A 20,835-nucleotide genomic window follows, 5' to 3' on the forward strand; every position below is an offset into this window, starting at 1 on the left:
GTATACTAAATTGTATCATCCATGGCGCAGTTACGAACAACCCAGTCACCGCGCCAACCACTTGCCGCCGCTCAGAGTGTGGTTACATCCATGCCCTTTCAACCTGCGATTGACGAGCAATTAGTGATCGACGGGATCAGCTATCAGGTATGTGCCCATCCGGCCATTCCCGGACGCCCGTTTGTGCAAGAGGGTCAAAGCAGCCGGGTGGTTCAATTGCGCACGGCAGGGGGGTTTGTTGCGCTCAAAGTGCAAACCCAACTTTGCGAGCCGTCGTTGATTCAACACGCGCAGCAGTTGCAGCACGTGAGCACTATTCCCGGCTTGCAAGCAGCACGCCGCATGATCATCACTGCCACAAACCAACCGGCCTTGGTGACAACGCGGCCCGAACTCGATTACGCCATCCTGATGCCGTGGGTGCATGGCCCGCCGTGGCAAGAATTGATCCATCACCGTCGCCCGCTTAGCCCCAGCCAAAGTCTGGCGCTAGCGCGAGCACTGACCAATCTGCTCGTTGAGATCGAGCAACGCGGCCTCGTGCATAGCGATCTGCAATCAGCCCATGTGATGCTCCCCGGCCTGATAGATCCCGGCGCAGCCGCACCGGTTGCACTTGTCGATCTTGAAACAATGCATGGCATCGGCGTGCTCCGCCTCGCTATGCCAACGCCAACCAGCCCGTACCAGCATCCGGTTCCAGCGCAGGGATTGTCAGCCGACCGCTTCGGCGGCGCGTTGCTGATCCTTGAATTGCTTGGCTGGTGCGACGACGCCGTGCGCGCTGCCGCTGCAACGGATAGCTTCTTCACTCCCGCTGATCTGCTGCAGCCAACCGAACGCTACCATATCCTTCGCGACGCGCTTGCCCGCCGTTGGGGGCTTGGCCCTGCTCAAATGCTTGATCGGCTCTGGCAAAGCGCAACCCCTATGAATTGCCCATCCCTCAAAGAGTGGCAAGCGGTGTTACCCTCACCAGCTATGGCTACTGCCGAACCGCAAGCGCCAGCAATGATTGCCCCATCACTGACCGATCCGGTCGCGCCCCTGATGAATGATGCCGCTGCGCTGCGCACCCACGGCCAACTGGCGCAGGCGTTGAACGTCTACCGTTCGGCGCTCGACCGGCTACCCTCAGGCGACTCGCGGGTGAGCGAGGTGATGCAAACGATCGACACCATCGAACGCGAGTTGGCCCAAACCAGCGCTGCGCCAGCCCCCCAGCGCGATCTGAATTGGTCGGCACCGGTAGCCATTGGCGTCATTACCATTATCTTGCTCGGGTTGCTCGCAGCAATTGGCCTCAACCGCGTGGCAACGTCCACGCCAACGCCTGTGATTGCTAACCCGACCACGGTTACGGCGAGTCCTCTCCCGCTTCCATCACCTTCGCCTGCGCCTGCACCAACCAGATCGCCGATGCCGATCCAATCATTCCGTGTTGATCGCATTTTCCCCATCGAACTCTTTACCGGCGCGACTCAACTTGAGTTTACCGTGCAAGGTTCGGGTCTATCCGCCGTCCGCACTGCAACCCTGCGCGCCGCCGGCTATGACCCGGTCACTCTCGAGATTATGGCCGGCAGGAGTGATAGCGAATTGCGCTTGCGCATCAGTACCCTGAACATTCCACTCACCGGTTCGGCGCCCTTTACCCTCGAACTTAATGGCACGCCGGTTCCCGGCGCTGCCGTCACCCTGCGCGACTATAGCAGCGTGCGCGTCGTGTCGGGTGTGCGTCCCGATTATCGCTATACCGGACGGATTGAAGAAGATGCTCAAGGTACTTTTGCCCGAATTCGGGTTGAACCATCGCCTGAAAGCGCCGCGACCGAGCCTATCCGCAACGGTGACGAAGTAGATATTTTGAGCGAACAACCGGCTGGTTGGTATCGGGTGCGCATTCGCTCCAGCGCCGACTCGCGTCTGATTGGGTTGAGCGGTTATGTCGAGCGCTGGTTAATCGACAATACCGGTGTACCACCCCCGCCTACCCCAACCGTGCCGCCGGAACCGCCGCGGCTGCGCTTTGTGAAACTGAATGAGAATGAAGATCAGCGCTGCATCTTGATCCAGATTCGCGGGATTAATACAGCGGGCTGGATCGTTTCTATTGACGGTCTGCGCCTCAGCGGTGCGTTCGACTCCGGAGGCAATGCGCGCGTCTGCGGTTTGCGCCCCCGCCAAGAGGTGACGTTCACGGTGCGCGACGAGCAAGGTGCGCCGGTGCGCGGTGGCGTCGGCGTGCCGACCCGCGGCAGCGATGTGATGTTTGCCGAGTGGCGATAGGGATGGCGGAGCAGGAAGAGCGGGTTTGGAACCCGCCCTTACAAGGCAGCATCTCGGCAGCTAAACGCTCAGTAGCTCACACCAGATGGCTGTAATCCGCGTGTGGTTCCGCAGTAGACGGATTGAGCTTATCGACTAGCACCTCTTCCAGTACGGTGGCGGCAATCGGAAGCAGTGGCACTAAGCTGAGATTGTACCGTTCGCTTGCATCGCCCTCTAACCGTAATACCCGCCGCCCAAAGAAGATTAGCGCTGGTAACGAGGCGGGCAACGCCGCCAAGACAATCCCGCGCGGCAACCACCGTTCACGAGGTAATTTGCCGATCAACGCTTGCCCGATGGTAACGACTAAAAGTGTATTGAAGAGTAACCGAGTGTGTTCTAATGTGCTTTCGTTGCGCAAACTCAAGTAGGGAATCTTCGGCCAAAACTGGCGAGAATTGCCGTGCAGAATAATCATCACGATCACATTCGCAACGATGAAGCCGAGGGCATGCAGAATTCGTTTGAGCATACATCACACTCCTTCACAATGCCGCACTGTGTTATCCTCATCATAGCATCTCGATGGGCCGGAAGAAAGACGTTTCGCTGTGCCACAACCATTGTTATGAGATTTATACTCAGCAAGGAAGTCTCGCATGGTATCACTGATCTTCATTGGCAGCGGCATTCTCTCCATCCTCGGCGCAGCAGCGTTGGCCGCCGTTGCTTATTGGCATGACCACCAGCTAGCCGCCATCCAGCAAACCCCACCATGGCGGGTCGGCGATCTGCTCGATCAGGTGCGCGCCGGCTTACTGCCCATTGGCACTGCGGTCGAAGTCACCGGCATTGCTGAAACGCAGACGTTGCTCCGCGCGCCCTACAGCGATACGCCTTGCGTCGCCTTTCGTTACGTGAGGCACGAGGAGCGCGAACAAGCTGCGGCCCGCTCTTGGGACGGTAAAACAAGAAAGACCGAAACCGCTTTCGGCGATGACTATACCCAATGTGTGCCAAAGTTTCAAGGGCGCGATCCCAGCGGTGCTATCACTATCGTGACCGCCGGCGCCAGCTTTGATCTGCGGGAAACCGTCGCTCGCTACGAAGAGATGACCGGCCTCAGCGGCAGCAAACGCGAAATCTGGCGCCCAGAATGGGCTTTGCCTACCGGCAGCTCGGTATTCGTCCACGGCTATCTGCACCAACTTGGCGCCGATCCACATCATCGCGGACCGTTTCTCATCTCATTTCGTCTGAAACGTTCTTACGCCGAAATCTTCACTGCCGGAGCCTCTTGCTCTATACCATTGGCGGCATCTCCGCCGGCGCCGGCATTGTCGCTATCGTGATTGGCTTGCTCGTTTGACGAGGCGGTCAGCTCAGAGTATAGTACAGACGAAACGATATGTGTGCGCTCGCCGGCACCCGTCGTTTGGAGTCAGCAGTCGTTGCTATTCCCCTGCGCTGGCCGCGGGGGGTTTTTTGTACATCACCACTTGCACGGAGGAATGTATGGGCATCGCTTGGGAGGAGAAATTTGCGCGCGAAGGGCTTACCTTCGATGATGTCCTGCTGATACCGGCTGAGTCGAACGTCTTGCCCGCCACAGTCGATGTGAGCACGTGGCTCACACGCAACATTCGCCTCAATATTCCGATCGTCAGCGCCGCGATGGATACCGTTACCGAGCACCGACTGGCCATCGCGCTGGCCCGCGAGGGCGGCATCGGCATTATTCACAAGAATATGCCGATTGCCCAACAGGCCGAGATGGTGCGCAAGGTGAAACGTTCCGAAAGCGGCATGATTACCGACCCCATCACCTTGCCGCCCGACCGCACCGTCGGCGATGCGCTCGATTTGATGGCCGAATATAAGATCTCCGGCGTGCCCGTCACCACCGCCGATGGCGATCTGGTCGGCATTATCACCAACCGCGACCTACGCTTCGAGACCGACCGTAATCGCCCCATCCGCGAGCTGATGACCTCGCGCAATCTCGTGACCGTTCCTGAAGGCACCACTCTCGAAGAGGCCAAAGAAGTTCTCCATCGCCATCGGATCGAGAAGGTGCTGGTTGTTGATGAACGCGGCAAGCTGAGCGGGATGATCACCGTCAAAGATATTATGAAGCGGATCGAGTATCCCAACGCTTGCAAAGATGATATGGGACGGCTGCGCGTCGGCGCAGCCGTTGGCGTCAGCGGCGACTATCTCGAACGGGCTACCGAGTTGGTGCGCGCTGGAGTTGATGTGTTGGTCATCGATACCGCCCACGGCCATTCGCGCGGTGTGCTCGATGCGGTCGTGAAGCTGCGTGAGCTGTTCCCCCGCGTCCAAATCATCGGCGGGAATGTCTCGACGGCAGCCGCAACGATCGCCCTGATCGAGCGCGGCGTTGATGGAGTGAAAGTTGGGCAAGGCCCCGGTTCAATCTGCACCACCCGCGTCGTAACCGGAGCCGGTATGCCGCAGATTACCGCCATTTATGATTGCGCCCGCGCCGCCGAACCCTACGGGATTCCGATCATCGCCGATGGTGGGATCAAGTATTCGGGTGACATTCCGAAGGCGATTGCCGCCGGCGCTCATAGCGTGATGATCGGCTCGATCTTCGCCGGTACTGAAGAAAGCCCCGGCGAGTTGATCCTCTATGAGGGCCGCAGTTACAAGAGCTATCGTGGGATGGGCAGCATCGGCGCAATGCAACGCGGCGGCGGCGACCGCTACTTTCAGACCAACGTTACCGAAGCGCGTAAACTGGTAGCCGAAGGCATCGAAGGTATGGTTCCGTTTAAAGGCCCGCTCAGCGACACCGTCTACCAACTGGTCGGCGGTTTGCGCGCTGGGATGGGGTACGCCGGCGCACCGAATATCGAAGCCCTCCGTCGCGACGCCCGTTTCATCCGTATCACTACTGCCGGCCAAATCGAGAGCCATCCGCACGATGTCGTGATTACCAAGCAGGCGCCGAATTACGGCGGTCGCCAGTAAAGAATGAGGAATGCGCCGTGAATGAGTCGTTGATTCCAAAAGGTTTCGCCGATCTGGTCGGGCCCATGCGCACGGCCCACGAACGCATCTTGGCCGATCTGCGCCACCACCGGATCGAACTGCCATCGCCGCCGCATCTGCCGCCGGCCCGCGCCCAAGGCATCGCTGCCGCCCGCGCGTACCCAATGCAGGGGGTGCTGAAATACCACGGCCTCAGCGACTGGACGCAACGCATCGCCTTTTTGCCTTCAATTTCGCTCAATAACACAGCGGCGCACACGACGACGCTGGTCGAGTTCGATCCGGCCCTATCCGCCGATAGTGCTATCATCAGCGGTAAACCGGCGCAAGGCCGCGAACTCGAGCGGGTCATCACAGTGCTCGATACCGTGCGTGAATTGGCCGGAGTCACCAGCCATGCCCGCGTCGTCTCGCGCAATGTGTTGCGCACCCGCGTCGCCGGTAAAGGCTTGGGCACCAGCGCCGCGGCTGCCGCCGCATTGGCCTGCGCAGCGGTCGGGGCCCTCTTTGGCCCCGAACTAGCCGGCCACATCCGCTTTATCTCCACCCTCGCCCGCCGGCTGGCCGGCTCTGGCTGCCGCAGCGCCGCCGGCGGCTTGGCGCTCTGGCTCAGTTACCCCGGTATTCCGCCGGAGGAAAGCTTCGCTGTCCGCCTCGATCAAGACCATGAGCTTGAAGACGTGGCACTGATTACGGTGCCAATTGACTCGCGGGTCGGTTTGAAGACCGAACAGGCTCATCACGACGCGCCCAACAGTGTCTTCTTCCGCGCATGGATGCTTTCTCGCGGCGAGGAGGTGCGCGAGTGCATTGCTGCCGCCCGCCGCGGCGATTGGCAAACGATCGGTCAACTGGCCGAACTCGACAGTATGCGCTTGCACGGCGTCACCATGTCCGGTTCGCGTGAGCAGAAAATCATCGGTTGGGAACCGGAAAACATTACTCTGTTCCGGCTCTGCAACGATCTACGCGCCCGTGGCGTGCCAGTGTATGCGAGTACCGATACTGGCCCGACCGTAGTCTTCATTACCCGTCGTGACCTTGCCCCCTCGGTAACGGCAGCTATCCACGATTTGGGCATGGGATTCGAGACCGTCCAAGCCCCAATCGGCGGCCCAGCCCATCTGATCACGGTGGAAGAGGCGCTCGCTGACCTGTCGTAGGCGTTACGAGAGCGCACCGCGCGCAGGGATGGATTGCGACCATATCCCTGCGCATCCAACCCACCTTTGTTTTGGCAGAGAAGATCTGGCGAATGGGAGTAAGGAAGGGCTTATCAAGCGCAACCCAGATTGGCGCAATCGTGTACCATGCGCTTGTGTTCAGTTCCCAACATTGGCGTAATTGACAAGGCGAGATCGTGTCAGGCGGTGCAGCATTTGTTCACGCTCTTAGCCCAACGCCGGATCACGTCTGCGTTGGCTGGCGGCGTTGCGCTGTTGCATGACGTACAAGGACGTCATACCAATGATGTGGCCCGCGCTATGTTTGCTGAATTGCCGGTGGATATTCTCTTAGCGCGCAATGCGTTTTTCGGCACGTACATCGACAGCATGCCCAACCAGTTGCGCTGCTTGAACAAGCCGTTCGTTACCATCGAGGGGTTGTTGTTGCTTAAGCTCTATGCCCTGTGTTCACGCTACCGACAGGGCAACATGGCCCGGATCGAGTTGTGCGAAAACGATATTGCCACCTCGCTCCACGACTATCGGTCAGACATGGTAGCACTGTTTCAAGCGTCACCCGCTTCCGCGCCCCCTTACTGATCGAGTCAAGCGCGAAGCAATCGTCACTACACTGCAACGGCACAGCCAACGCTTTGGTCAGCAATAACCCTTCGCTTACCCCACCACCACAAAGACCAAATCATTCACATTCGTCCCGGTTGGGCCGGGCCGCAAGAGGTCATCAAGTGCGGCAAAGAAGGGGTAGGCGTCGTTGCGGCGCAGATGGTCGAGCGGATCGAGGCCCAATGCCCGCGCCCGCGCCACCGTCGCGCCGGTAGCCACCGCACCGGCAGCGTCAGTCGGGCCATCGCCGCCATCGGTAGCCAGCGCAATCACTGCCGCATCGGTCAAGCCCTCAAGCGCCAACGCCGCACTCAAGGCCAGCTCTTGATTGCGCCCGCCCAATCCAGTTCCGCGTAGTGTAACGGTGGTCTCACCACCGGCAATAATGCATGCGGGACGGGGGAGCGGCTGGTCAGAAGTCACAATCTCGCGGGCAATACCGGCCAACACTCGCCCCACCTCACGCGCTTCACCCTCAAGGTAGGTCGTCAGGAGCATCGCGTTCAGCCCGGCCACCTGTGCCGCCGCCAAAGCAGCCCGTGCCGCTTGGGCGTTGCTCCCGATTCCCACATTCTGCACCGTCGCCAGTAACGGATCACCCGGCTTAAGCGTCTCTGGCTGTTCGCCGCGCACGCCGGCAGTGAGGTAAGCGTGGATTGCCGGCGGACAACGATCGCGCAACTCGTAGTGATCGAGCAACGCCAACGCATCGGCAAAGGTGGTCGGATCGGCGACCGTCGGGCCGGAGGCGATCACATCGAGCGGACTACCGACCACATCTGAGAGGATCAGCGCGATTAGCGTTGCCGGGGCTGTTAACCGGGCCAAGCCGCCGCCTTTAAGCTGGTCAAGGTGCTTGCGCAGCGTATTAATCGCGCCAATCGGCGCGCCGCAAGCGAGCAATTCGGCGGTCAATCGCTGAAGATCGGCGAGAGTTACGCCGGGAACCGGCAAATTGAGCAAGGCCGAACCGCCGCCCGAAATGAGGGCAACGACCAAATCACGCGCACCGGCTTGGGCCAAGAGAGCGGCTATCTGCCGCCCGGCAGCGACGCTGCGCTCGTCAGGCGTAGGATGGGCAGCCTGCACTACGGTCACACCGGGGATTGCCGGCAGCGGTACACCATCGTCTTTCACCACCACGATCCCGCCGCTGAGCCGGTCGCCAAGGATGGCCGCCGCTGCTTGCGCCATCGCGGCGCCGGCTTTGCCAGCGCCCACCAACCAGACCCGATCAAACGCGCGCAGATCGTACCGGCGTTCGCCAGCGATCACCCAGTCACCTTCGCGGCGCAATGAGACCGCTGTGGCTTGAGCCGGATCGACTGCCGCTAACGCCGCAGCCATAACCCGCGCCATAGTTTCGCCCCACGGCGCTGATCGTAACGAGACCGTCAACAACCGGTCAGACATTGAAGAGGAAATGGCAGATGTCACCATCTTGCACGATATATTGCTTGCCTTCCATGCGCACGTGACCGGCCTTCTTAGCCTCGTGCATGCTGCCGGCAGCGATGAGATCGTGGTAGGCCACAATTTCGGCCCGGATAAAGCCACGCTGAATATCGGAATGGATCACCCCCGCCGCTTCGACCGCCGGCGTCCCACGCGGGATGGGCCATGCCCGCACCTCGTCGGGGCCGGCTGTGAGAAAGCTGATTAGACCCAGCAGGGCATAGCTCGCCTTAATCACCCGATCGCGGGCTGGGGCCGTAATGCCGAGATCATCCATAAAAACCCGCGCCTCGTCATCATCGAGCTGGGCCAACTCGGCCTCAATCTTGCCGCAGAGCGGCTCAACCGCGCTATTACGATGCGGATATGTAATCTGCGGCGGATGGGCGATATCCGCCTCGCCAATATTCGGCGCAATCAACATCGGCTTGGCGGTGAGGAACTGGTAGCCGCGGATCATCCGCGCCTCGTCGTCAGTCAGTTCTAAGGCGCGGATCGGTATCTCGGCTTCGAGCGCCTCGCGCAGCCGCTGCAGCAGATCGCGCTCGGCAGTGCGCAGTTCCTTCTCTTTGGCCGACAATTTCGGAATCTCGGCATTAAGCCGGTTGAGCCGACGCTCAATAATGCCCAGATCGGAAAAGGCCAACTCAAGATCGACCGCAGCCATATCACGCTGCGGATCGACCGAGCCATTGGGATGGGGAACGGTGGGATCCTCAAACGCGCGCACGACATGCAAGAGCGCGTCAGCCGAAGCAATATAGTTCAGCAAGACCGGCGGCAAGCCGCCGCCAGCGTGCCCGCTGCCGCTGAGACCGCCAATATCCACATATTGCACGTCAGCATATGTAATCTTGCGCGGTTTAAACATCTGCGCCAGCACATCAAGCCGAGGGTCAGGCACTTTCACCGTCGCCAAATTCGGCTCAAGCTGCCCCGATGAATAGGCAGCCGTCTCGGCATGGCCACGGGTGAGCGCATTAAAGACTGTTGTTTTGCCACTGTTGGGCAAGCCAATAATTGCTATTTTCATCGCCACTTCCTCGCGCGGTACTTCCCATTACTGCACACTATACCATAACTCGCCAGTACCCTCCCGTCACGAGCTGGCGCCGATTCCTTGCGACGGTTGTCACAAAATTGCATACCGTTTGCACAAAAAATTGTGGTACTATAGATAGAGAAGTGACGAAACGTTTCAATAACCGCCACCGCGAAGTGACAAAGGATGCCGCGTATGCAGTGCGCAAAGCTAATGCACAATATGCAAAAACCTGTCATCTAAACCACGTTGTCGATTTCGCATTTTGGGCATTATATTGGGAAAGAAAGAAATTGGTGCGTCCTAGCATTTGACGCAAAAGCAAAACGGTTCTATAATACCGTTAGGTTTACACCGTGCAGATCGCTTCCTGAACAGGGTAACGCAGCATGGCACAGATCTTCCCCCGCAATGCCAACCTTCTGGCTCGCCTCAGCATCTTCGCGCTCGTCTTGCTCGTCGTCGAAGGCATTCTCATTCTCGGCGTCTATTTCCGCTCCAACTACTTCCGGCAAGTGAATGTAGCCATCGAACAACCAGTGGCGTTCAGCCATCAACTCCACTCCAACATCGTCGGCATTGATTGCCGCTACTGTCACGTTTCGGTCGACCAATCGTATTTCGCCAATATTCCGGCGACCGAAACCTGTATGACCTGCCACTCGCAGATCAAGACATACAGTCCACTGCTAGAAAAGGTGCGCGAAAGCTACGCCACTGGCAAGCCGATCGAGTGGGTCAAGGTGTACGACCTGCCCAATTTCGTGTACTTCAACCACTCGATCCACGTCAACAAGGGCATCGGCTGCTCAACCTGCCACGGGCAAGTGAACAATATGCCGGTGGTCTGGCAGCAACAGGCGCTCTATATGGGTTGGTGCCTCAACTGTCACCGCAATCCTGAATTGTACATCCGGCCACGTGAAGAGGTCTACAACATGGATTACGTGCCGCCGTCGAACCAACTGGAGATTGGGCGCCGGTTGGTGGCGGAATATGGCATCATGCCGCCCGATCAATTGACCAACTGTTACGTGTGCCATCGCTAAACCGCTCGATTGCGTGCCGCCTAGCTTTGGACGGCACGCCTATGTGCCCGCTGGATTCATTAGCAACGGTGGTGGTAAACAACCATGACACAGCAGCAACCTGACCTCGAGGCCATTCGCGCTCAGTTGCGCGACGCGCGCGGACCGCAGTTCTGGCGTTCGCTCGATCAACTGGCCGATTCGCCGGCGTTCCGCGAACTGGTGGAGCGCGAGTTTCCGCGCGGCGCGAGCGAGATGAGCGATGGAATGAGCCGGCGCACATTCCTGAAGCTGATGGGTGCCTCGTTAGCCTTGGCCGGTATAACGGCCTGCACCTATCAGCCGCGCGAGTATATTGCGCCCTTTGATCGTCAACCTGAAGGTCGTATTCCCGGCGTCCCGCAGTTCTTCGCTTCAACATTAACCCTTGGCGGCTATGGCGCCGGGGTGTTGGTGCGCGCGAACGAGGGCCGCCCGACCAAGGTCGAAGGCAACCCGCGCCATCCGGCCAGCCTTGGCGGTACCGATCTATTTGCGCAGGCCGAGATTTTGACGATGTATGACCCTGACCGCTCGACAACCGTGTTGCGGCAGGGAGTGGCAAGCACATGGGCTGAGTTTACTGCAACGCTGACCAATGCGTTGTCGGCAGCGCAAGCGTCACAGGGAGCCGGTGTGCGGCTGTTGACTACCAATGTCACATCGCCATCGCTAGCTGCCCAGATCGAGCAGTTTTTGCAGGCGTATCCGCAAGCGCGCTGGTATCAGTACGAGCCGGTCAACCGCGATAATGTGGTTGAAGGGGCACGCCTCGCCTTTGGCCGCGATGTCACCACGCGCTACGATCTGTCGAAAGCGCTCGTTATCGTCAGTCTTGACGCCGATTTCCTTGCCCCCGGCCCCGGCTTTATCGCCTATGCCCGTGCCTTTGCCGATGCGCGCAAGGTGCGCAAGAATAGCAGCGAGATGAACCGGCTGTATGTGGTTGAGGCCAGCCCATCAACGACTGGCACTGCCGCTGATCACCGTCTACCGCTGCGCGCTGACGCAATTGCCGCCTTCACCGGCGCCTTGGCCCACGAATTGGGTGTTGGCGGCGCTCCGGCTGAGCTTGGCCCCAAAGCGGAAGAGTTCCTGAAAGCGATCGCCAAAGACCTCGAAGAGCATCGGGGCCGCGCAGTGGTGATTGCTGGCGATCAGCAGCCGCCAATTGTGCATGCCCTTGCCCATCTGATCAACGCTGAGTTGGGCAATGTGGGTCAAACGGTCTTCTACCACGAACCGGTGGAAGCGCGCCCCACCAACCAGATCAACGATCTGGTGACACTGGTGAGCGAGATGGCCGCTGGCCGGGTCGAGACCTTGATAATGATCGGCGGCAACCCGGTCTACAACGCTCCCGGCGATCTGCGCTTCGCCGACCGGATGGCGGCGGTGCCACTGACGATTCACCTCAGCCAATTTGTTGATGAGACCTCGGTACGGGCCACGTGGCATATTCCGCAGGCCCATCCGCTCGAGAGCTGGGGCGACGCGCGTGCCTTTGATGGTACAGCCAGCATTGTGCAACCGCTGATCGAGCCACTGTACGGCGGGAAGACGGCCAATGAACTATTGGCCGCGATGCTCGGCCAGCCCGACGCCGAGAGCTACGATCTCGTGCGCGGGTATTGGGAAGAGCGGATCGGTAAAACAGAGTGGGAAATTGCGTTGGCTACCGGTGTCATTGCTGGCACGGCCTCACCGGTGATTACGCCTGAACTGAATGAAGAAGCAATTCGCGCAGCGAACATTCCGCAACCCGGTGACGGGGTTGAGATTGTGTTTCGGCCTGACCCATCAGTTTTCGATGGCTTCTATGCAAATAACGGTTGGCTACAAGAGTTGCCCCGCCCACTCACCAAGCTGGTTTGGGATAATGCAGCCCTGATGAGCCCGCGCACGGCGATTAAGCTGCTTGGCTTACCGTTCGACGCCAACCGATTAGTTGGCGGCAAAGAAGACAGTCGTGAGCGTCAGCGTTATCTCGAGCAACTCTCGAAAGTTAACGGCACCATTGCCCGTATCGAATATCGCGGCGGCGTAATCGAACTACCGATCTGGCTGCTCCCCGGTCACGCAGAAGACTCGATCACGCTCAACCTCGGCTATGGCCGCACCAACGCCGGTCGGGTCGGCAATGGCGTGGGCGTTAATGTCTACCCGATTCGTACTAGCGATAGCCCGTGGTTCGGCGCTGGCGCGCGGGTGACGAATACTGGCCGCACGTACCTGCTGGTCAGCACGCAAGATCACTGGACGCTTGAAGGACGCGATATCTATCGCGTCGGCGAGTTCAAGAAGTTTAAGGAAGACCCCAAATACATCGCCAAAGAGGTGTACAAAGAGGAATATGGCCGTGAATCAACCAATTACCTCTCGTTACAACCCGGCGATGATTACACCGGCCGTAATGCGTGGGGAATGGCGATCAACCTCAACGCTTGCATCGGCTGTAACGCTTGTGTCGTTGCGTGCCAAGCTGAAAACAATATTGCCGTTGTCGGTAAAGATCAAGTCTCACGCGGACGCGAGATGCACTGGATTCGGATCGACCGCTACTTTGCCGGCGACGATCTTGACAATCCTGCCACCTACATGATGCCTCTCACATGCATGCAGTGTGAGAAAGCACCTTGCGAGGTTGTCTGCCCGGTTGCTGCCACCGTTCACGATTACGAAGGTCTTAACAACATGGTGTATAATCGCTGTGTCGGTACGAAGTATTGCTCGAACAACTGCCCGTACAAGGTACGGCGGTTTAACTTCTTGCAATACAGCGATACGACAACCGAGACCTTCAAGCTCGCGTTCAACCCAGATGTGACGGTGCGCGTCCGAGGTGTGATGGAGAAGTGTACCTACTGCGTGCAGCGCATTAGCGGGGCGCGCATTGCTGCCAAACGCGCAGCGGTGCAGGCTGGCCAGTCGTCGTATGTCATTAGCGATGGCGCTATTCAGACTGCCTGCGAACAGGCATGCCCGACAGGTGCGATTGTCTTTGGTGACATCAACGACCCCAATAGCCGCGTCGCCAAGTGGAAGGCAGAAGGGCATAACTACGGATTACTGAATTTCCTGAACACTCTCCCGCGCACGACATATCTGGCCCGTGTCCGCAACCCGTCTGAGGATCTAGAAAAGGTGGAAGGCTAGCAATGGCACAGGCGCAACCACTCCGAACCCGGCCCGTCGATGACGGTGAAGCCTATCTGCTGCCGGGGGAAACCTTCTCGTCGATCACGCAAAAGATCGGCGATGTCCCACTGACGCCGCCACTCAAGACCCCCAAGGGCTGGCTGGCTGGCTTCAGTGTGGCATTTTTCTTGTTGATGATCTTCTTTGTGTCGGTGACGTGGCTGTTCATCCGCGGCGTCGGTATCTGGGGTATTAATATCCCGGTCGGCTGGGGCATGGACATCATCAACTTCGTGTGGTGGATCGGTATCGGCCACGCCGGTACGCTCATCTCGGCCATTCTGTTGCTGCTCAATCAGGGCTGGCGCAACTCGATCAACCGCTTTGCCGAGGCAATGACGCTCTTCGCCGTTGCCTGCGCCGGTTTGTACCCGATCTTGCACCTTGGCCGGCCGTGGCTGTTTTATTGGCTAATCCCGTACCCGAATACTCATGGGATGTGGCCGCAGTTCCGCAGCGCGCTAGCATGGGACGTATTCGCAATCTCGACCTACGCGACCGTGTCGTTAGTATTCTGGCTGGTAGGTCTCATTCCTGACTTCGCAACCCTGCGTGATCGGGCTAAGAACATCTGGGTGCGCCGTCTATACGGTATCGCCGCTCTCGGCTGGCGCGGCTCGGCCCGCCACTGGCACCGCTATGAGATAGCGTCGATCCTGCTAGCCGGTCTCTCGACCCCGTTGGTGGTCTCGGTTCACTCGATCATCTCACTCGACTTCGCCATTTCGCAAGTCCCCGGCTGGCAAGTCACGGTCTTCCCGCCCTACTTCGTGGCCGGCGCCGTGTTTGCCGGATTTGCAATGGTGCTGCTGCTGATGATCCCGGTACGCACCTTCTACGGCTTCGAGAGCTATATCACCATTCACCATCTCGACGTAATGGCGAAGGTGATGCTCGCCACCGGCATGATCGTCGTCTATGGCTACTTCATGGAGGTCTTCGCCTCGCTCTACAGCGGAAACGAGTACGAAGAGTACCTCCTCTACAACCGCCTGTTTGGACCAAGCTCGTGGGCCTACTGGGGCTTGCTCTTCTGCAACGCGTTAGCGATTCAGCCACTGTGGTTTAAGAAGGTACGCCAAAATATTCCAGCCTTGCTCATCATTTCACTCATCGTCAGCGTGGGCATGTGGCTTGAGCGCTATGTAATTATCGTGATCTCACTCGAACGCGACTTCTTGCCCTCATCGTGGGATATTTATATTCCGACGATTTGGGACTGGTCGCTCTATCTTGGCACCTTTGGTCTCTTCTTTACCCTGCTGTTCCTCTTCATCCGCGTCTTGCCGATGATCAATATCTTTGAGATGCGGCTGTTCCTCCATCAGGAAACGGAGAAGGCAAAGCGGCGGGCAGAGCATGGCACGCACGGGCACGGACACGAGCACGGTACGGCCCACGGCGCAGCCTCGGCAGACTAGAGGAGTGATGCGATGCGAAACGATATCTACGGCGTGATGGCCGAGTTTCCCACCCCAGAAGCACTGATTGAAGCGACCCGCAAAGCGAAGGCGGCGGGTTATACCAAAATGGACGCCTTCTCGCCATTCCCAATCGAGGAGGTCATTGAGGAGATTGCCCACGGCGATACTGGCGTGCCACGCTTGGTGTTGCTGTTTGGTTTGATTGGGGCAGCGACTGGTTTTATTCTGCAATATATCGGCAATCTGGTTGACTACCCGCTCAATGTCGGCGGTCGTCCACTTGATATTACCAACTGGCCAGCGATGATCCCGATCACGTTCGAGAGCGGGATTTTGCTCGCCTCGTTTGCATCAGCGATCGGCATGGTCGTGCTGAACGGCCTGCCAGCACCATACCACCCGGTCTTTAACGTCCCGCGGTTTCAGCATGCGTCGCAAGACGCCTTCTTCCTGTGCATTGAATCAACGGATCCGCTGTTTGATCGTTCGCGCACTTCGCAGTTCCTGCGCTCACTCAATCCGATGCAGGTCTCCGAGGTGGAATACTGAGGGAAGCCCATGCAGACGCCTCGCCTAACAACGCGCATGATTCGCTTCGGTTGGATCGGCCTGCTGGTGTTGCTGCTCACCGCCTGCCATCAGGACATGTACGATCAGCAGAAGTACACGACCTATGAGCCGAGCAGCTTTTTCGCCGATGGCCGCTCGTCACGCCCCAACGTGCCGGGCACGACACCGTATGAAGTGGTCAAGACCGATGAGTTTCTCTACACCGGCCTGATCGATGGCAAAGAAGTGGACGCTATGCCCTTCCCGGTGACAAAAGACTTGCTGCTCCGCGGGCAACTGAAGTACAACATCTACTGCGCCGTATGCCACGGCGAGTCAGGCTACGGAGCGAGTATGGTGGCCGAGCGTGGCGGCATTGTGCCGGCCAACTTCCACCAGCAGCGTCTGCGTGAAGCGCCACTTAGCCACTTCTTTGTGATTATTACGAATGGCGTGTACCGTGGCGACCCCAATAATGGCGGTTATCAGTCAATGTATGGCTATGCCTCGCGCATTACGCCGGAAGACCGCTGGGCGATTGCCGCTTATATTCGGGCCTTGCAGTTGAGCCAGAATGCGACCATTGATGATGTGCCTCCCGCCGAGCGTGCAAAGCTTGGTAATTAGGCTGGAAGGTTAGAGACATGGCGACGACGAGTCTTTCGCAAACCCGCATTCCGCAGTTGGGTCAAGTACAGACGCTTGGCCTTGCTGCCGCCGTCATCGGGATCGGCGTGTTAGCCGCTGGCTATTTTCTCAATCCAACCTCGTTTTTTGAGTCGTACATTTATGGCTACTATGTGGCGATGACCATTCCGCTCGGCTGCCTCGGCTTCCTGATGGTACAGCACCTCACCGGCGGCGCATGGGGCGTCACCGTGCGGCGTATGCTCGAAGCCGGCGCAGCGACGCTACCAATCATGGGCCTGCTCTTTATCCCGATTGCATTGGGATATTTCGACACCTACAAGTCGCTCGGCCTTGAGCATCCACTCTACGAGTGGGCTAATCCTGAAGTTGTTACTCCCGGCGGTGCGGAGTTTGATCCGATTATTGCGCATAAAGTGCCGTGGCTTAGCCCACTGTGGGTAACAGCTCGGATTGCGATTTTCTTTGTGATCTGGACGATATTGGCTTACACCCTGCGTAGTTGGTCACGCCAACAAGATGCAGGTGGTGATGCGAAAAAGTGGGCGACTCGAATGCGCCGACTAAGCGGTATCGGTGTGGCACTGTTTGTCATCACGGTCACCTTCTTTTCGTTTGACGTGACTATGTCACTCGATCCGCATTGGTTTTCAACAATTTACGGTGCCCACTATATGGTCAATGCTGGCCTAATGACGCTGTCGTTCCTCGCCTTGATCATGAGCCGGGTACGCGATGCGAGTCTCTTCCGCGAGTACGTATCGGTGAAACCGATTCATGACATTGGCAAACTTATATTTGCCTTTACGGTGCTGTGGACGTATATGTCTTACGGCCAGTTGGTGATCATCTGGTCAGGTGACGTGGCTGAGTTTACACCATGGTATGTCCACCGCACCCAACACGGCTGGGTCTTTGTGGCACTGGCGTTGATGCTCTTTGCCTTCGCGCTGCCCTTCTTCGTGCTGCTGTTCCGTGGCACGAAGCGCAATCTCAGCACACTCGCTACAATTGCGGGTTGGATCATCTTTATGCGCTTCGTTGATATGGCATGGATTGTGCTGCCTTACTTCCGCGAGCATCTGTGGGATATTACGATCACTGATGTGGCGGCACCGATCGGCTTGATTGGTCTGGTGGTAGCCCTGTTTGCTGCCAACGTGCAACAAGCGCCGCTCTTGCCGCTGCGCGATCCCAACATGGAACAGTTGCGGAATAGCGGCCATCACTAATGCGGAGGAGAGATACGTATGAGCTTTCGCCCGAACTATTCGGCACCCCGGTATGCACCGCCGCGCCCCATGCAATCGGCCCGTCCGGTGTATGTGACCGCCGAACCGCCGCTAAGCCGCTTGATGATTGCCGGCTTGATGGTATTTATTGTGCTGAGTCTGGTGGTGTTGCTGGCCGGTCGGGTTCCGTTTACGCCGCAGCCGGCACCGGTAACCGGCAATACGTACCGCAGCTACGTCACCGAAGCGCGCACTTTGCTCAACAGTTATGGCTATACGCTAGAAGGCAAGGTGCATATCCCGATTGATCGGGCGATGGATCTGATCGTCGAGCGCGGGTTGCCGGTACGGCAATAGTCAAGAAACGATATACGGCACGGGTAGTAGGAAGGGCCGGTTTACAACCGGCCCTTCCCGTTTCATAACGGCCCTACCGGTTTGTTTGGCGTAATAGATCAGCGATATGCGTTACCGCTGCCGTGGCATAGAACAGATGACCGCCACATCCCGTATCCGACGCGCCAAAATGCGGGATTGGCCTGCTCAGCTCTGGCAAGCTGGCGAGAACGGCGCACCAGCGGCATTCCAGCCGTTCACCGGCCACCGCTGCCCACATTTCTCGCAATTCAAGATGCGGACGGAGATAATCAAGATGCCAATGCGCCCGTTTCTCAACTACGCTATGCCGGCGAAGCCGCGCTGCCAGCCCGCCCGGCCCAAACGCGCTCCCTACGTAGTAGTAATGGCCCGGAGCAAGATCAAAGCGCCCTAACCGCCCAATCGCAAGCTGGGCCAGCGGTTGCGCCAACCATAAATGGAGCAGATAGGTGCCCCGAGCCGCTAGCACCGGCATTTGTGTGATTACCGCTGGCGATACTAAGAAGATCTGCATCAAAAACCTCTTTTTGCCATCCAATCGCGGCAACCATGCTATACTGAACAACGATTGTACGGCAGAACGCCGCTCAGTGTGATTGATAAGCCTATGAACGTATTACTGATTGGTTCCGGTGGCCGTGAGCACGCACTAGCATGGAAAATTGCCCGCTCACCCAACTTTACCAAACTGCTGACCATTCCCGGCAACCCCGGCACCGGACGTTACGGTAGGAACGTACCCTTCCCACTGCACGACTATCCGGCATTAATCGAACTTGCCCGCCAAGAACAGATCGATCTGCTCGTCGTTGGCCCCGACAACCCGCTGGCCGACGGCATCGTTGATGCCTTTCAAGCCGCCGGTATACCGGCGTTCGGCCCCACCGCCGCTGCCGCCCGGATCGAGAGCAGCAAGTCGTTTGCCAAAGAGATCATGGCGGCTACCGGCGTTCCCACCGCACAGAGCCACGTCTTTGCTTCGGCGGCGGAAGCGGCTGATTTTGCCCGCGCCAGCGGTAAAGCATGGGTTGTCAAGGCAGATGGTTTGGCGCTTGGCAAGGGGGTGATCGTCGCTGAGACCATTGAAGAGACCCTCGATGCCATTGCCAAGTTGAGCACGATCCCCGCCGGCCATCACCTCTTGCTCGAAGAGCGGTTGTACGGGCGTGAAGTGTCAGTGCAAGCGCTTTGTGACGGCGAACGGCTGTGGCCGCTCCCACCGGCCCGCGACCACAAACGGCTTGAAGAGGGGGATCGCGGCCCCAACACTGGCGGGATGGGAGTGATTGCGCCAGTTGATGAGGTCACGCCGGCCCTGCTCGACGAGATTGTGAACCGCTGTATGCAACCGGTGGTCAACGAGTTGGCCGCGCGCGGCACGCCATTTCGAGGCTTGCTCTATGCCGGCATGATCCTCACTGCTGACGGGCCAAAGGTGCTGGAATTTAATGCCCGCTTTGGCGACCCTGAAGCGCAAGCCGTTTTGCCGCTGCTCGAAGGGGATTTCCTCGGCGCGTTGTACGCCTGCGCCACCAGCCAATTGAAGCCTGATACGTTGCGCCAGCGTAAAGGCTACGCGGTCTGCGTCGTCTTGTGCGCTGCCGGCTACCCCGGACGCCCGCGCAAAGGTGATCTCATTCGCGGCGTCGAGGCGCTCGATGAGGATCAAGTGCTTGTCTTCCATGCCGGAACCGCAGTTGGCCCGAACGGCCTCTGCACGGCGGGCGGACGGGTATTGGGGGTCACCGGTCTCGGCTCAAGCTTGCGGCAAGCCCGCGAACGCGCCTACGCCGCCGCCGACCAGATCCGGTTCGAGGGTAAGCATTTCCGCCGCGATATTGGTCAGGAGTAGGTTGTGCCAAGCATTGCGGTGTTGTTGAGCGGCAGCGGTAGCAATTTGCAGGCGCTGCTCGATGCGCAGGCTGCTGGTGAGCTAGCTGGGGAAGTGACCTTGGTTGTCAGTGATCGAGCACAGGCTTACGGTTTGCAACGGGCGCTCAACGCCGGCATCGCTGCCGCGCACGTACCACTCACAGCGCCGCGCGGCCCCTTGCGCCAACAGTGGGAGCAGCGGCTGGCTGGTGTGGTTGCTTGTTTCGAGCCAGACCTGATCGTATTAGCCGGCTTTATGCGGGTACTCTCGGCTGCATTTCTCGACCGATTCCCCAACCGAGTCATCAATCAGCATCCGGCGCTCTTGCCTGCCGACGGCGGCGATACCGTCACCACCAGCAGCGGTATTGTGATTCCGGCCCTACGCGGTGCGCACGTCGTGGCCGACGCCATCCGCCTCGGTTTACCGGTCACCGGTTGCACCATCCACCGGGTGACGCCGCGGGTTGACGACGGCCCAATTTTAGCCAGCGCCGAGGTACCGGTTATGCCCGGTGATACGGTCGAATCGTTGCACGAACGGATCAAGGCGGTGGAACGGCGGTTAATCGTGGCTACCGTAAACCGGTTACTAGGGGGGTAAAACACGACGGGGTAGGGGCGCAATGCGCTACGCATAGGGGCGCAGTAGGGCGCGGTAGCGCAGTAGGGGCACAGCCTGCTGTGCCCCTACTCCCGCCGCAACAACGCCAACGTCAACATGACCCCGCCGGTGACCACCCCACCCACGCCGAAAAACAACAATGTCCACGGCAACCAGCCGTACCATTCAAAGGCCCGCATCGCCACCACCAGCATAGCCACGCCGAGAATAAACGCCGACACGACCAACGCCAGCGCCAAGCGGTTTGCTGCACCGATCAATGCACC

The 20,835-nt window shown here is 58.7% G+C and carries 18 protein-coding genes and 1 pseudogene; 14 read left to right on the top strand and 5 right to left on the bottom strand.

What is annotated here, in order from left to right; all coding sequences use genetic code 11:
- Nucleotides 1-90: 90 nt before the first annotated feature.
- The gene (locus tag Q1A59_RS00625; protein ID WP_298482354.1) at nt 91-2,289 is read left to right on the top strand and encodes a serine/threonine protein phosphatase; all 2,199 of its coding nucleotides are present in this window, start codon (nt 91-93) and stop codon (nt 2,287-2,289) included.
- A 76-nt stretch (nt 2,290-2,365) separates the two neighbouring features.
- On the opposite strand, the gene Q1A59_RS00630 is transcribed toward Q1A59_RS00625, so the two are convergent.
- A complete protein-coding gene (locus Q1A59_RS00630; protein WP_298482352.1) occupies nt 2,366-2,803 on the bottom strand; it encodes a hypothetical protein in 438 nt (145 codons plus the stop codon).
- Between the two features lie 127 nt (nt 2,804-2,930).
- On the opposite strand from Q1A59_RS00630, the gene Q1A59_RS00635 reads away from it, so the two are divergent.
- The 4 genes from Q1A59_RS00635 to Q1A59_RS00650 all read left to right on the top strand — a co-directional run bounded on the left by Q1A59_RS00635 (nt 2,931) and on the right by Q1A59_RS00650 (nt 7,055).
- Nucleotides 2,931-3,623, top strand: a complete 693-nt coding sequence (locus Q1A59_RS00635; RefSeq protein ID WP_299643371.1) for a hypothetical protein — start codon at nt 2,931-2,933, stop codon at nt 3,621-3,623.
- 163 nt (nt 3,624-3,786) lie between these two features.
- Nucleotides 3,787-5,268, top strand: coding sequence for an IMP dehydrogenase (guaB, locus tag Q1A59_RS00640; RefSeq protein WP_298482348.1), 1,482 nt, complete (start codon nt 3,787-3,789; stop codon nt 5,266-5,268).
- Nucleotides 5,269-5,285: 17 nt separating this feature from the next.
- Nucleotides 5,286-6,452 carry a diphosphomevalonate/mevalonate 3,5-bisphosphate decarboxylase family protein gene (locus Q1A59_RS00645; protein WP_298482346.1) on the top strand — a complete coding sequence of 389 codons (1,167 nt, stop codon included), beginning with the start codon at nt 5,286-5,288 and terminating at the stop codon, nt 6,450-6,452.
- A gap of 207 nt (nt 6,453-6,659) precedes the next feature.
- Nucleotides 6,660-7,055, top strand: a complete 396-nt coding sequence (locus Q1A59_RS00650) for a hypothetical protein (RefSeq protein ID WP_298482344.1) — start codon at nt 6,660-6,662, stop codon at nt 7,053-7,055.
- Between the two features lie 75 nt (nt 7,056-7,130).
- Here the strand turns inward: Q1A59_RS00650 and Q1A59_RS00655 are convergent, their stop codons facing one another.
- Nucleotides 7,131-8,519, bottom strand: a complete 1,389-nt coding sequence (locus tag Q1A59_RS00655; RefSeq protein WP_299643376.1) for a glycerate kinase — start codon at nt 8,517-8,519, stop codon at nt 7,131-7,133.
- Nucleotides 8,485-9,567, bottom strand: coding sequence for a redox-regulated ATPase YchF (ychF, locus tag Q1A59_RS00660; protein WP_298482340.1), 1,083 nt, complete (start codon nt 9,565-9,567; stop codon nt 8,485-8,487). The genes Q1A59_RS00655 and ychF overlap by 35 nt, the downstream gene beginning before the upstream one ends.
- A gap of 398 nt (nt 9,568-9,965) precedes the next feature.
- Here ychF and Q1A59_RS00665 point away from each other — a divergent pair, with 398 nt between their 5' ends.
- From Q1A59_RS00665 to Q1A59_RS00695, 7 genes are all read left to right on the top strand, one after another.
- Nucleotides 9,966-10,625 carry a cytochrome c3 family protein gene (locus Q1A59_RS00665; RefSeq protein ID WP_298482338.1) on the top strand — a complete coding sequence of 220 codons (660 nt, stop codon included), beginning with the start codon at nt 9,966-9,968 and terminating at the stop codon, nt 10,623-10,625.
- A gap of 84 nt (nt 10,626-10,709) precedes the next feature.
- Nucleotides 10,710-13,799: a TAT-variant-translocated molybdopterin oxidoreductase gene (locus tag Q1A59_RS00670; protein WP_298482336.1), complete on the top strand. Its 3,090-nt coding sequence runs from the start codon at nt 10,710-10,712 to the stop codon at nt 13,797-13,799.
- Between the two features lie 2 nt (nt 13,800-13,801).
- Nucleotides 13,802-15,262, top strand: coding sequence for an NrfD/PsrC family molybdoenzyme membrane anchor subunit (nrfD, locus tag Q1A59_RS00675; RefSeq protein WP_299643381.1), 1,461 nt, complete (start codon nt 13,802-13,804; stop codon nt 15,260-15,262).
- A 12-nt stretch (nt 15,263-15,274) separates the two neighbouring features.
- Nucleotides 15,275-15,814, top strand: a complete 540-nt coding sequence (locus Q1A59_RS00680) for a DUF3341 domain-containing protein (RefSeq protein ID WP_298482331.1) — start codon at nt 15,275-15,277, stop codon at nt 15,812-15,814.
- A 9-nt stretch (nt 15,815-15,823) separates the two neighbouring features.
- Nucleotides 15,824-16,441, top strand: a complete 618-nt coding sequence (locus Q1A59_RS00685; protein WP_298482329.1) for a cytochrome c — start codon at nt 15,824-15,826, stop codon at nt 16,439-16,441.
- A gap of 17 nt (nt 16,442-16,458) precedes the next feature.
- The gene (locus Q1A59_RS00690) at nt 16,459-17,694 is read left to right on the top strand and encodes a hypothetical protein (protein ID WP_298490412.1); all 1,236 of its coding nucleotides are present in this window, start codon (nt 16,459-16,461) and stop codon (nt 17,692-17,694) included.
- 18 nt (nt 17,695-17,712) lie between these two features.
- Nucleotides 17,713-18,051 (top strand): hypothetical protein, encoded by a 339-nt coding sequence (locus Q1A59_RS00695; RefSeq protein ID WP_298482324.1) that lies wholly within the window; start codon nt 17,713-17,715, stop codon nt 18,049-18,051.
- A gap of 73 nt (nt 18,052-18,124) precedes the next feature.
- On the opposite strand, the gene Q1A59_RS00700 is transcribed toward Q1A59_RS00695, so the two are convergent.
- Nucleotides 18,125-18,586: a DUF123 domain-containing protein gene (locus Q1A59_RS00700; protein ID WP_298482322.1), complete on the bottom strand. Its 462-nt coding sequence runs from the start codon at nt 18,584-18,586 to the stop codon at nt 18,125-18,127.
- A gap of 93 nt (nt 18,587-18,679) precedes the next feature.
- Here Q1A59_RS00700 and purD point away from each other — a divergent pair, with 93 nt between their 5' ends.
- The gene (purD, locus tag Q1A59_RS00705; RefSeq protein ID WP_299643387.1) at nt 18,680-19,924 is read left to right on the top strand and encodes a phosphoribosylamine--glycine ligase; all 1,245 of its coding nucleotides are present in this window, start codon (nt 18,680-18,682) and stop codon (nt 19,922-19,924) included.
- Between the two features lie 3 nt (nt 19,925-19,927).
- A complete protein-coding gene (purN, locus tag Q1A59_RS00710) occupies nt 19,928-20,548 on the top strand; it encodes a phosphoribosylglycinamide formyltransferase (RefSeq protein ID WP_298482318.1) in 621 nt (206 codons plus the stop codon).
- Between the two features lie 86 nt (nt 20,549-20,634).
- Here purN and Q1A59_RS00715 read toward each other — a convergent pair.
- Nucleotides 20,635-20,835 (bottom strand): annotated as a pseudogene (locus Q1A59_RS00715) (AarF/ABC1/UbiB kinase family protein); the annotation flags it as partial.

Origin of the sequence: uncultured Chloroflexus sp., assembly GCF_937951745.1 — a bacterium.
GTDB lineage: Bacteria > Chloroflexota > Chloroflexia > Chloroflexales > Chloroflexaceae > Chloroflexus.

Excerpts from the sequence above, each read along its gene's own strand:
- Q1A59_RS00625 (WP_298482354.1), top strand. The coding sequence starts at position 91 with ATGCCCTTTCAACCTGCGATTGACGAGCAATTAGTGATCGACGGGATC.
- Q1A59_RS00630 (WP_298482352.1), bottom strand. The coding sequence starts at position 2,803 with ATGCTCAAACGAATTCTGCATGCCCTCGGCTTCATCGTTGCGAATGTG.
- Q1A59_RS00635 (WP_299643371.1), top strand. The coding sequence starts at position 2,931 with ATGGTATCACTGATCTTCATTGGCAGCGGCATTCTCTCCATCCTCGGC.
- guaB (WP_298482348.1), top strand. The coding sequence starts at position 3,787 with ATGGGCATCGCTTGGGAGGAGAAATTTGCGCGCGAAGGGCTTACCTTC.
- Q1A59_RS00655 (WP_299643376.1), bottom strand. The coding sequence starts at position 8,519 with ATGGTGACATCTGCCATTTCCTCTTCAATGTCTGACCGGTTGTTGACG.
- ychF (WP_298482340.1), bottom strand. The coding sequence starts at position 9,567 with ATGAAAATAGCAATTATTGGCTTGCCCAACAGTGGCAAAACAACAGTC.
- Q1A59_RS00665 (WP_298482338.1), top strand. The coding sequence starts at position 9,966 with ATGGCACAGATCTTCCCCCGCAATGCCAACCTTCTGGCTCGCCTCAGC.
- Q1A59_RS00670 (WP_298482336.1), top strand. The coding sequence starts at position 10,710 with ATGACACAGCAGCAACCTGACCTCGAGGCCATTCGCGCTCAGTTGCGC.
- nrfD (WP_299643381.1), top strand. The coding sequence starts at position 13,802 with ATGGCACAGGCGCAACCACTCCGAACCCGGCCCGTCGATGACGGTGAA.
- Q1A59_RS00680 (WP_298482331.1), top strand. The coding sequence starts at position 15,275 with ATGCGAAACGATATCTACGGCGTGATGGCCGAGTTTCCCACCCCAGAA.
- Q1A59_RS00685 (WP_298482329.1), top strand. The coding sequence starts at position 15,824 with ATGCAGACGCCTCGCCTAACAACGCGCATGATTCGCTTCGGTTGGATC.
- Q1A59_RS00690 (WP_298490412.1), top strand. The coding sequence starts at position 16,459 with ATGGCGACGACGAGTCTTTCGCAAACCCGCATTCCGCAGTTGGGTCAA.
- Q1A59_RS00695 (WP_298482324.1), top strand. The coding sequence starts at position 17,713 with ATGAGCTTTCGCCCGAACTATTCGGCACCCCGGTATGCACCGCCGCGC.
- Q1A59_RS00700 (WP_298482322.1), bottom strand. The coding sequence starts at position 18,586 with ATGCAGATCTTCTTAGTATCGCCAGCGGTAATCACACAAATGCCGGTG.
- purD (WP_299643387.1), top strand. The coding sequence starts at position 18,680 with ATGAACGTATTACTGATTGGTTCCGGTGGCCGTGAGCACGCACTAGCA.